Genomic DNA, 11,013 nt, shown 5'->3' with positions numbered 1-11,013 from the left:
ATTCCCAGGGCGGGCCAAAGCTCTGGAGTGCTTAATTTATATGCCGTTCATCGTTCAGAGCAGAAAGCAAACAACTGAATAGCGGCGGAATTTTTGTAACATTTTTGCAATAACTCGGCTAATCTGGCAGGCTAGCGCGGGGGCGAAAGCGCTCGGTCTGGCGCAGTTCTTCGTAGAGGGCTTTTTCGCGATCGCTCAGCCCAGTCGGCACCACCACTTCTAGCTCCACAATCTGATCGCCGCGCCGTTCTTGACCGACAGGATACCCCCGCCCCGATAGCTGAATGATCTGCCCGGTTTGCGTTCCCTGGGGCAGGGTAGCCCGCACCGGGCCATCGAGGGTGGGGATATCGATGGTGCTGCCCAAGGCCGCTTCGCTGGGGGTAACAGGCACTCGACAGTAAATATCGTTGCCCTGCAGGGTGTAAAAGGGATGGGGATCGACCTGAATGCGCAGGTAAAGGTTGCCGCCCCCCACGCCCTGGCCCCGCAGGCGAATACGCTGGCCGGTCACCATACCCGCTGGCATATTGACCTCTAGGGAGCGCCCGTCTTCTAGCCGGATGCGCTCACGCCCGCCCCGAAAGGCTTTTTCGAGCGGAACCGTGAGATCGGCTTCGGCATCGCGACGGCCTGGGGGAGTGGTCTTAGCATCGTAGCTATCCCGTTCGGGGCGGCTGCCATTGGTGGCCTCAGCGCTATCTCGGCGGCTGTTGGGGCGACGGTTAAGGAGCTGATCGACGAAGACATTAAAGTCAGGAAATTCGCCAAAGCCGAAGTCTTCGAGGGAAATACGACCCCCGAAGATATCGCCTACACCAGGTTTACCTGGCCCCCGCTTAAAGCCTTCCTGCTGCCAGTACTCGCTAAATTTTTCGTACTGAGCCCGCTTTTCGTCGTCAGAAAGCACCGTATAGGCTTCGCTCAGCAGCTTGAATTGATCTTCGGCAGCCTGGTCTCCGGGGTTGAGGTCGGGGTGATACTGGCGGGCTAGCTGGCGATAGGCCTGCTTGATATCGCTAAACGTCGCTGCTCTAGAAACCCCCAAAATATCGTAGTAGTTCCGAAAGTTCTCCATGGAGGGTGGGGGGTTACGAGCTAAGGGGGTGATATGGGAGCAAACAATCTAAAGCTATTCGTCGCGATCGCTCCAGTTGTCATCTTCCTCGCGAGAGGGCGGAGCGGCTGGGCGGGCGCGGTCAACCGGGGCTTGACCGGCGGGCGGGCGACTGGCGGGAGCAGGTGTCCCCCAGGGGTCGTCGTCCCAGGCATCTTTGGATGGGTTCACCGGCGGTTGACTAGGGCGCTTCGCCGTAGGGGGAGCTTCGCGGGCGTAGGAATCATAATCTTGGCTTCCCGAAGCCTGCCTGGGGGGCGAACTGCTGCGCGAATCGCGATACCCAGGGCTGCTGCCCTGATCGGGGGCACTAGGCTGATCGTAGCGCTGGTCATCGTAGCCCGGTCGCCGATCGTCGTAGCTAGGTTGACCGCGATCGGAGCCTGCTGGACGATTGTAATCTGACCCATAGCCCTGACTGCCGGAGCCCGTCTGAGCATAGTCTGGGCGATTATTTGACCGCCCAGAGTCTGGTAGTCCATAATCTTGGCGCTCGTAATCTCGGCGCTCGTAATCTTGGCGCTCGTAATCTTGACGTCCGTAATCTTGCTGGCCATAGCCCGACTGGTCAGAGCCCGTACGATAGCCCCCAGAGTCTGGTCTCTGCTGGCGGCTAGAGCCATAGTCTTGTCTGTAGTCTTGGCCACCGTAGTCTTGTCTGTAGTCTTGGCCACCGTAGTCTTGTCCATAGTCTGAGGCAGGCGGCTGGGAGCGATTGGGGCCAGGGGCGCGGTCGTACCCTGGACTGCCGTAGCCATCGCCACCGCCATAGCCGCGATCGCTGTAGCCCTGGTTGTTATAGCCCTGGTTGTTATAGCCCTGGTTGTTATAGCCCTGATTGTTATAGCCCTGGTTGCCGTAGCTACCATTGTCATAGCGCTGGCCACCCTGGCCCCCGTAACCCGTCGTGCCGTAGGCGCGATTATCGTAGGCGGGGGTACCATAGCGCTGATCGCCACCGCGATTGTCGTAGTCCCAGTCGTCGTCCCAGCTGCCCCAGGACGATGACCCCTGGGAGCCATAGTTGGGCCGGGCATCGAGGTCATCGTCAAAGGCAAAGGTCTTCTTCAGGGTGTTGCCAATCTGGTCGAGAATGCCGCCTTCCGGGGCATCATCAGCCTCGTACAGATAGGCTTCGCGGTTGAGGTCGTAGAGCTCGTCTTGGAGCTCGGCCTGGGCGATGTCGATACCGCGCTCATCGCTTTGTTCTAGATAGTCGCGTAGTTCTTGCACTAGCCCTTCGATGCGGCGACGGCGATCGCGGGCAAACTGCATGCCAAAGTCGAGGGCCACCTCCCGCAGCAGCCGCTCGGCTTGAAAGGTCAGCGCCTCGGCTCGGTTGCGTTTTTCGACCCGCTCTCGCTGGAGGCGATCGGTCTCTGCGAACTCCTCAGCTTCGCGGATCATGCGTTGCACCTCGCCCTCTTCCAGGTTCGAGGCCCCCTGCACGGTCAGGCTCTGCTCGCGCCCGGTGGTCTTATCCATGGCCGACACTTGCAAAATGCCGTTGGCATCGATATCAAAAGACACCAGCACCTGGGGCACGCCGCGCGGGGCCGGGGGAATGCCCATCAGCTTGAAGCGGCCCAGGGACTTATTATCCATGCCCATTTCGCGCTCACCCTGGAGCACATGCACCTCTACCGAGGTCTGATTGTTCTCAGAGGTCGAAAAAACATCCGATCGCCGTACCGGAATCGTGGTGTTGCGAGGAATCACCTTCTTCATGACGCCGCCAATGGTCTCTAGCCCCAGGGACAGGGAAGTGACATCGAGCAGCATGATGTCCTGCACTTCCTGGGTGATGATGCCTGCCTGCACGGCAGCGCCCACGGCTACAGCTTCGTCAGGGTTGACCGCCTGGCTGGGTTCAAGGCCAATTAGACCGCGCACCAGATCTTGCACCATGGGCATGCGGCTGCCGCCCCCCACCAGCACCACCTCGTCGATGTCGTTGGGGGTTAGCCCGGCATCGGTCAAGGCCTGCTTGAGTGGAACCCGCAACGCGCTGACCAGATCGCCGCAGAGACTCTCAAACTGCGATCGGCTCAGGCGGGTCTCAATGTGTTTGGGCCCATCGGGGGTAGCGGTAATAAACGGCAGGCTAATCTCAGTGGTAGCCACGCCGGACAGCTCGATTTTGGCTTTTTCCGCCGCCTCAGTCAGGCGCTGGAGGGCCTGGCGATCTTTGCGCAGGTCAATTCCTTCTTGCTCTAAAAACTCATCGGCCAGCCAATCGACAATTTTGGTGTCAAAGTTGGTGCCCCCCAGTTGGGTATCACCCGAGGTCGATCGCACCTCAAACACCCCATCGCCCACATCGAGAATCGACACGTCAAAGGTGCCGCCACCCAGGTCGAACACCAGAATAGTCTCGTTTTGGGCCTGGTCGAGACCGTAGGCCAGCGCCGCCGCCGTGGGCTCATTGAGAATGCGCTTGACCTCTAGCCCCGCGATCCGCCCAGCATTGCGGGTGGCCTGGCGTTGGGCATCGTTAAAGTAGGCGGGCACCGTGATCACCGCTCCGGTCACCGGCTGACCCAGGTAGCGACTGGCCTCGTCGGCCAGCTTGCGTAGCACAATGGCCGAGAGTTCCTCGGGGGCAAAGTCTTTCTCTAGGCGGGGGCAGCGAATTTTGACGTTGCCATTTTCGTCGCGACGAATGGTGTAGGGCACCCGCTTAGAGGATTGGTCTAGCTCGGCGTAGCGACGCCCCATATACCGCTTGACGCTGTAAAACGTATTTTGGGGATTGAGCACGGTTTGCCGACGGGCCATCTGACCCACCAAGCGCTCGCCCTCTTTGCTAAACGCCACCACCGAGGGGGTCGTGCGCATCCCTTCGGCGTTGGCAATTACTACGGGCTTGCCACCCTCCATCACAGAGACCACTGAGTTGGTCGTGCCCAGGTCGATGCCAACTACTTTTCCCATTCGCTCTGGCGTCTCCTTATCTGTCTGTCTGCGTGCTCAATGAAGGTTAGCACCGGGTGGGCATCGCTTCTGCCGCTGTCCTTACAGTCAACTTTCTCAATGATAGTCTGTCACAGACTGGCCTAGATTCTACATACCGCCTTCTAGGTAGGCCTCGTGGTTGAGGTCATAGAGTTCGTCCTGCAGCTTGGCCTGGGCAATGTCAATGCCGCGCTCGTCGCTCTGCTCTAGGTGGTCACGTAGCTCTTGTACCAGCCCTTCAATGCGGCGACGGCGATCGCGGGCAAACTGCATACCAAAGTCAAAGGCCACCTGAAGCCACCACCGCTCAGCTTGGAAGATGAGCGCTTCGGCCTGGTTGTGCTTCTCGGCCTGTCCCATTCGCTCTGGCGCCTCCTTATCCGTCTGTCTGCGTGCTCTATGAAAGTTGGTAATGGGAGGGCATTGCTCCTGGCTCGACTTTCTTAATAATATAGCCTGTCACAGTCTGGCCTAGATTCCCCCCATGGTCTGGAGGGGAATGAGATGAGGAAGATAAGGGATAGCTAATCTTGATTCTGGAGGTGTTTAGCGGCGTTTGCTGAGTGCTTATAGTATGCCACCTCCGACTCTAGTCGTAGAAGTGGTCAGCCCCGGTGAATTGCAGTGGGAGCGTGACTACATAGCCAAACGGGCTCAGTACGAAGATTTGGGCATTCCGGAATACTGGATTATTAACCCCCAAGACAGCACGGTCTTAGTGCTGACCCAGACAGGGCAAGGGTTTAGCCCTGTGGGCACGTTTGCGGGCGCACAGGCGGTGGTATCGCCTCAGTTTGCCGACCTGCATCTCACTACCGTTGAGCTGTTTGAGGCTGGCTCACAACCCTAGAATTGTGTGGCTAAAGTCAGGTGCTTTCACCGCGATCGCCCGATCCACCAGCACTCTCCCCGTCGCGCCAGCGGGCAGCTCTGGTCAATCTAGCGGCGTCAACCGCTAAAATCGAGGATGCAGTGCACCCGTTTGTGAGGTATGGCAGGTCATAGCAAGTGGGCCAACATCAAGCGCCAAAAGGCCCGAGTCGATGCGGTTAAGGGCAAGATCTTTGCCAAAATGTCGCGGGAAATCATTGTGTCTGCGCGCCAGGGCGGCGACCCAGCGGGCAACTTTCAGTTGCGCACGGCGATCGACAAGGCCAAGGCGGCGGGGGTGCCCAACGACAACATCGATCGCGCGATCGCAAAGGGCTCTGGCAATCTGGATGCCGACGACAACTTCGCAGCCATCCGCTACGAGGGCTATGGCCCCGGCGGCGTCGCCATCTTAATCGAAGCCCTGACCGACAACCGCAACCGCACCGCCGCCGATTTGCGGTCTGCCTTTAGCAAAAGCAACGGCAACCTGGGCGAAACCGGCTGCGTGGGCTGGATGTTTGACCCCAAAGGCGTGGTCACGATCGCGGAACCGGGTGACGAAGACGCCCTGCTCGAAGCGGCCATGGAAGGCGGGGCCGAAACCTACGAGCTCACCACCCTGCTCAACAATCGAGACGAAGAAATTCCGGGAGCCGAGATTTTCTGCGATACCAGGGATCTAGAACAGCTCGACACCGTCCTCAAAGCCCACGGCTATGCCGTTCAGCAAGCTGACCTGCGCTGGATCCCCAGCAATACGGTGTTGGTGGATGACCCCGACCAGGCGCGGCTGTTGATCAAGCTGATGGATGCCCTCGAAGATCTCGACGACGTGCAGTCGGTCACCGCCAACTTTGACATGGCCGAGGAACTGATGGATGCGATCGCGGCGTGAGCCAGGTGTTGATTTGGGGGCGATCGCAGTGTTCCCAGCAGTGAGTCTAGCTTTGGCGAATCTATAGGCTGTTTTCACCCTTAGAGCCGCCAATCTCCAAGATTTTGGTGACAAATTGGGCATTCACTCTGATTGCCCTCCCCTTGTTGCCATAGGGCTACCCTATTGGAGTGAGCGAACGAACTGAAAGAATTTCATCGGAACGCAGTGGAGAAACGGCAGACTTCGGCACGGTGACCACATCGATTGATTCGCCCACGGCGTTGAAAACTTCGAGAATATAGCCCTCTTCGAGACCGTCGGGATCGGGCACAGTATCCACAAAGGTGGCGATATCCCCTTGCTTTAAGTTGTAGCCAGGAAAGTCTCGATTGAGCGAGACTCTGCTATAGAGAGGGGTTTCGGTATGATTCATCGCTTTGGCTTTAGGGTGACAAACTGGAACACACCATCTAGATTGCGCTCTATCCAAACTGTAACAACTTCGAGATTACCGTTTGGGCCTAGCAGTACGCCTTCCACAAGATAGTAGGTACCGTACCTATTGCTACGGTCTGAAATCGCATCGTAGGTCTTGACTAGACTGAGGATGGCCTGCTTGAGCTGATCGGGGCTGTCTAAAGTGAAGCCGACCTGGGCTAGAAATTTTGACTTGTCATCCTCTGGGCGAGGCACCAACAAATATTCAGCAAGCTTGCTATCGGGAATAATTAGGGTGCCTTGCAGTTTCATCGTTCAGCTACAATTAGCTGCAAACAATGCTGCAGCGTTCACTTCAGGCCTTGGGTTCCCGCATTGTAGAGTAGGCCAGCCATTGTTGATAAACCATATTAAGAGTGATTTTGGCGATCGCACCCATTTCGCCCTTCGCCTCACTCTGCGAAAACCTGAAAAACCCTATAGATTAAAGAAATAGGGAACCATAAGGAAAAACGAGGACACCCACATGCGGGTATTGTTAATGACCGGCAAGGGCGGCGTCGGCAAAACCTCCGTCGCCGCTGCCACGGGGCTGCGCTGTGCCGAACTGGGCTACAAAACCCTGGTGCTGAGCACCGACCCGGCCCACTCCCTGGCCGACAGCTTTGACATGGAACTGAGCCACGACCCGCAACCGGTGCAACCCAACCTGTGGGGGGCCGAACTCGACGCCCTGATGGAGCTAGAGGGCAACTGGGGCGCGGTCAAGCGCTACATTACCGACGTGCTTCAGGCCCGTGGGCTCGAGGGCATCGAAGCCGAAGAGCTGGCCATTCTGCCCGGCATGGATGAGATTTTTAGTCTGGTGCGCATGAAGCGCCACCACGACGAAAACGAGTACGACGTACTGATCATTGACTCGGCTCCCACCGGCACCGCCCTGCGCCTGCTCAGCCTGCCGGAAGTGGCGGGCTGGTACATGCGTAAACTCTACAAACCCTTCCAGGCGGTCTCCGAAGTGCTGCGGCCCCTGGTGCAGCCCTTTTTCCGCCCGGTGGCTGGGTTCAACCTACCCACCAAAGAGGTTATGGATGCCCCCTACGAGTTTTACGAGCAGCTGATCGAGCTAGAAAAGGTGCTCACCGACGCGAGCACCACCTCGGTGCGCCTGGTGACCAACCCCGAAAAAATGGTGATCAAGGAATCGCTGCGGGCCCACGCCTACCTCAGCCTCTACAACGTCGGTACCGACCTGGTGATTGCCAACCGCATCATCCCCGACGAGGTGCAGGACCCTTTCTTTCAGCGCATGAAGGACAAGCAGCAGCAGTACAGGCACGAAATTCACGAAAACTTTCGCCCCTTGCCGGTGAAGGAGGTGCCCCTGTTTGCCGAAGAACTCTGTGGCCTAGAGGCCCTACATCGGCTCAAAGACACTCTTTACGCCGACGAAGATCCAGCCCAGGTCTACTACAAGGAGACCACCCTGCGAGTGGTGCAAGAAGCGGGCAACTACAGTTTAGAACTCTATCTGCCCGGCATTGCCAAAGATAAAGTTGAGCTGAGCAAATCGGCGGATGAACTCAACATTCGCATTGGCAACCACCGTCGCAACCTGGTGCTGCCCCAGGCCTTGGCGGCACTGCAACCCGCCGGAGCCAGGATGGAAGACGACTACTTGAAGATTCGCTTTGCCAGCGGGGGCTAGGACTCATACGAAATCCGATTTGGAAAACCCCGATTCACGATTATGACCCTCGTAGGGGCATAGCATGCTATGCCCCTAGCGATCGGGGGTATGTAACCAAGATTCGGTATCAGGCTACAATCCCCAGACTTGCTTGAGCCCCCGGAGACGGTAGTAAGCCGCTTTGGGCTGATTCTTGCGGTTGAGTAAGCCGCCAAAGGGCCAGAACACCGCCTGGTCAGATAAGTCCCACCAGCTGACGGTTTCGATTTCGGGCTTGCTGTAGGCCAGGGTGTAGACCTGCTCGACCCAGTCGGCTTGGATTGCCTCGCTCCAGGGGGCGTGCCACTGGCCCTCGGCCTCACCCACGATCGAGTTTTCGTCGGGACCGGTGTCTGAGGAGCAGCCCATTTCAGTAATGTGGATGGGCTTGCCCAGGGCAATGAAGCGATCGAGCAGGCGGTCGATCTCGAACATATCTTGATCGGGGTAGTAGAGCTGCAGACCGATGACCTCAAAGTCGATGTCGGCGGCGAGGCAGGCTTTGAGATAGCTGTAGGGGCTGCGCTGGGGCGGGCCGTAGAGGGCGACGTTGCGGGCCCAGAGGCAGCAGCTGTTGACTACCCGCTTCAGGTTAGGATTGCCTTCTCTAGCGGTGTCGCAGGCCAGGCGGGTGAGGGCGATAAACTGGGCCTGGTCGTAGCCCAGCGCGTTGGCCCAGGGGGCACCGTGGGCTTCGTTAATGACGTCATAGGCAGGAATGCGATCGCCGTAGCGCCGGGTAATCGCCAAAATTCGCTGCCGTAGCACTGCTTTGACCTCGGTGTAGGGCAACGGGCTCACCCAGTCAGGCACGATGCCGTCGTAGAACCACACCAGGGGGTGGCCCTTGGGGGCAATGCCAAACTGCTCTAACCAGGCCACCTGGGTATCGACTTCGGTGTAGCTGGGCTGGCCTCGCTCAGGTTCCATCGGCTGCCAGTAAAAGGGCACGGTGGCGGTGGTAAACAGGGCCTCAAAGTGGCGATCGTAGTCGGCCCCCAGGTACGGGTGGGCGAAGGCATTGCAGCCGAGCTTGAAGTCTTGGCGAGTGGGGGTGCGGGCGATGCGCTGGCCCGCTCGGCTGAGGGCAGCGGCTTCGCCAGCCCACAGACTCTCAACCAAAGACTGATTCCACAGCGAAAGTTGGGCCGCTAGCTCGGTAGCTTGCTCTGCTTGGGCGCGGTAGGCTTGGGCGCGGTGAAGGCGATCGCGCACCCGGCTAGGCATACCGTAGCCCTGGCGCTGCCAGCGGGAGATCGCGGTGGTGACGCGGTGAAGGCGATCGCGGGCAAAGGCGCCATTCAGCACCAGGGGAAAATCGCTGGGCATAAAGCCACGCCCCTGGTTGTCGGCGTAGAGGGTGACGTTGCCAAAGCCCTCGACGGGGAGCTGAAGGGCGATCGCAAACGGCAAGGGCGGCGGCTGGGAGATGAGTCGGCCGTCTGCTACGGTGCGATCGGGGTGGGGGATGGGTTCTTCGTTGAGGTCGAGGAAGTAGATGCGGTTCAGCGCAATCTTGGGTAGCGCATCGCCATTAGGTAGGTAGGCGTCCAGGGTTATAGGCGGCGGGCTAGCGAGCATCCTGCCTGGGACGTGGCCCAACCCTAAAGCGGCGAGGGCGGTTGTAGTGGTGTAATGCAGAAAAGGGCGACGTTTCATATCATTGGGCAGCCCTGGACGAGGATCTAAGCACGGAAGGCCTGCTACGCGGCGAAGGGCGTTGCTGAATAACGGGATGAACTTGGGTAAGGGCGTAGGCCATTCGCCCTTAGGTGATTTCTGGAAAACAAAATACCCATGTAGGATGGGCCAAGTCGCCTACCGCTAAGGCCTTGAGGGCAGTATCCTATTCAAGCTGGTTCCTGGGGAATGTAGTGGGTGTTGGGCCAGATTTCATTGATCTCGTCAGCCTGGTGGTGGGCGGCAAAGCGCTCCCAGAGAATGCCGTTGCAGTCGGTGTCGCTGGTAAAAGATGCAGCGGTGTCATCTTCCCAGCCCAGATGCCGCATCTCTCCAGGTTTGCAACTGGCATCCTGGCGGACTGAGAGATTGAGGGTGGCGCAGCGCCACAGGGCATATTCCCCTGGCACCACCACGCAGGGTTGTAGCCCAAGGCGAGTGGAGTAGTCTCGCACGGTGGCGGCGATGTCTTGGGTGGCGATCGCAATATGCAGTCGTCTCATCGGCATAAGTGTTTTGCGTACTGTTTCGTCCGAAATATTCTCGACGATATCGACAGCGACCAGGCGGTCGGCCAACTGTTGCATCGTCCACCGTTCTCGGCCTGCGGGCAGGTCACTACAGGCCGTTGCCACTAGAAAGGCTTCAGCGTTGCCATCAAGTTTTCGCTGACCGCCCCGCCGAGGGCGTTCTGATCATGAGACTTCTGAGGTTTTCCCCAGTGTCTCATCCCTACCCCACCTGTCACTATTGGGTTAGCAGACCACTAGAAGCTAGAGAGACTGTTCTCAATGCCTTTCCCAATCGCAACTTTAGGCAACCTCAACTGCGATAAAAGTCTCAGTCGCAACTTGACAACCCTTTAAACAAGCAGGAGAGCATCGTTGCACATCCTCGCGAGATTGGCTCGCGAGATTGGCTCGCGAGATTGGACAGTATTGCGGCTCGTAGGGTGCATTCGCGATAGCAATGCACCAAATCTATATGTTAGGAGATTTGCAACATGTAAGCGGTGCATTGCGGCCGAGGAGACCAATTGACTTTAAGCCGAATAGAATTTTGGCCACGAATGCACCCTACCTGGTTTTCCGTAGGAGGAGACCCGCCATGATTGGCCTAGCACGTTGGTACAGAAACCCGGTTTCTCGGTCAGAATGCCAGTCATGCCGTTAGGGCAGTGACAAAGAAACCGGTTTTTTAGCCAGACTGTACCGGTGCTGGGCAGTCCTAAGTTCTTGATTGGATTTCTAGGCCGCCAAGTCAGGTGCACCAGCGCTGGGGCAGGAGTCTAGCTTAGCGGCGATGAATTTAGACAAAAGTAGAGTGGGCGGACTGTTGGGAAAA

At 58.1% G+C, this 11,013-nt stretch carries 9 protein-coding genes and 1 pseudogene; 3 read left to right on the top strand and 7 right to left on the bottom strand.

Annotated elements, in window-relative coordinates; translation table 11 throughout:
* Nucleotides 1-118 precede the first annotated feature (118 nt).
* The 3 genes from IQ254_RS26075 to IQ254_RS26065 all read right to left on the bottom strand — a co-directional run bounded on the left by IQ254_RS26075 (nucleotide 119) and on the right by IQ254_RS26065 (nucleotide 4,432).
* Complete coding sequence (locus IQ254_RS26075; protein WP_193969078.1) at nucleotides 119-1,078, bottom strand: DnaJ C-terminal domain-containing protein; 960 nt, start codon at nucleotides 1,076-1,078, stop codon at nucleotides 119-121.
* A 54-nt stretch (nucleotides 1,079-1,132) separates the two neighbouring features.
* A complete protein-coding gene (gene dnaK / locus IQ254_RS26070) occupies nucleotides 1,133-4,051 on the bottom strand; it encodes a molecular chaperone DnaK (RefSeq protein ID WP_193969077.1) in 2,919 nt (972 codons plus the stop codon).
* A 129-nt stretch (nucleotides 4,052-4,180) separates the two neighbouring features.
* Nucleotides 4,181-4,432 carry a hypothetical protein gene (locus IQ254_RS26065; RefSeq protein ID WP_193969076.1) on the bottom strand — a complete coding sequence of 84 codons (252 nt, stop codon included), beginning with the start codon at nucleotides 4,430-4,432 and terminating at the stop codon, nucleotides 4,181-4,183.
* Between the two features lie 214 nt (nucleotides 4,433-4,646).
* On the opposite strand from IQ254_RS26065, the gene IQ254_RS26060 reads away from it, so the two are divergent.
* Nucleotides 4,647-4,922: a Uma2 family endonuclease gene (locus IQ254_RS26060; protein ID WP_193969075.1), complete on the top strand. Its 276-nt coding sequence runs from the start codon at nucleotides 4,647-4,649 to the stop codon at nucleotides 4,920-4,922.
* A gap of 141 nt (nucleotides 4,923-5,063) precedes the next feature.
* Complete coding sequence (locus tag IQ254_RS26055) at nucleotides 5,064-5,840, top strand: YebC/PmpR family DNA-binding transcriptional regulator (RefSeq protein ID WP_193969074.1); 777 nt, start codon at nucleotides 5,064-5,066, stop codon at nucleotides 5,838-5,840.
* A 157-nt stretch (nucleotides 5,841-5,997) separates the two neighbouring features.
* Here the strand turns inward: IQ254_RS26055 and IQ254_RS26050 are convergent, their stop codons facing one another.
* Entirely contained in the window at nucleotides 5,998-6,255 is a 258-nt protein-coding gene (locus tag IQ254_RS26050) for a DUF4926 domain-containing protein (protein ID WP_193969073.1), read from the bottom strand.
* On the bottom strand, nucleotides 6,252-6,572 hold the full coding sequence (locus IQ254_RS26045; protein WP_193969072.1) for a DUF6883 domain-containing protein: 321 nt from the start codon (nucleotides 6,570-6,572) through the stop codon (nucleotides 6,252-6,254). Before IQ254_RS26045 ends, IQ254_RS26050 begins: the two co-directional genes overlap by 4 nt.
* Before the next feature lie 214 nt (nucleotides 6,573-6,786).
* Here IQ254_RS26045 and IQ254_RS26040 point away from each other — a divergent pair, with 214 nt between their 5' ends.
* Nucleotides 6,787-7,968, top strand: a complete 1,182-nt coding sequence (locus tag IQ254_RS26040; RefSeq protein ID WP_193969071.1) for a TRC40/GET3/ArsA family transport-energizing ATPase — start codon at nucleotides 6,787-6,789, stop codon at nucleotides 7,966-7,968.
* Nucleotides 7,969-8,082: 114 nt separating this feature from the next.
* On the opposite strand, the gene IQ254_RS26035 is transcribed toward IQ254_RS26040, so the two are convergent.
* Both IQ254_RS26035 and IQ254_RS26025 read right to left on the bottom strand, forming a co-directional pair.
* Nucleotides 8,083-9,648 carry an endo-1,4-beta-xylanase gene (locus IQ254_RS26035; protein ID WP_193969070.1) on the bottom strand — a complete coding sequence of 522 codons (1,566 nt, stop codon included), beginning with the start codon at nucleotides 9,646-9,648 and terminating at the stop codon, nucleotides 8,083-8,085.
* A gap of 530 nt (nucleotides 9,649-10,178) precedes the next feature.
* Nucleotides 10,179-10,376 (bottom strand): annotated as a pseudogene (locus IQ254_RS26025) (helix-turn-helix domain-containing protein); the annotation flags it as partial.
* Between the last annotated feature and the right edge of the window lie 637 nt (nucleotides 10,377-11,013).

It is taken from the genome of Nodosilinea sp. LEGE 07088 (assembly GCF_015207395.1).
Lineage (GTDB): Bacteria > Cyanobacteriota > Cyanobacteriia > Phormidesmidales > Phormidesmidaceae > Nodosilinea.
Note: the sequence above shows the minus strand (reverse complement) of the source record. Positions and strands in the feature narration are given on the sequence as shown.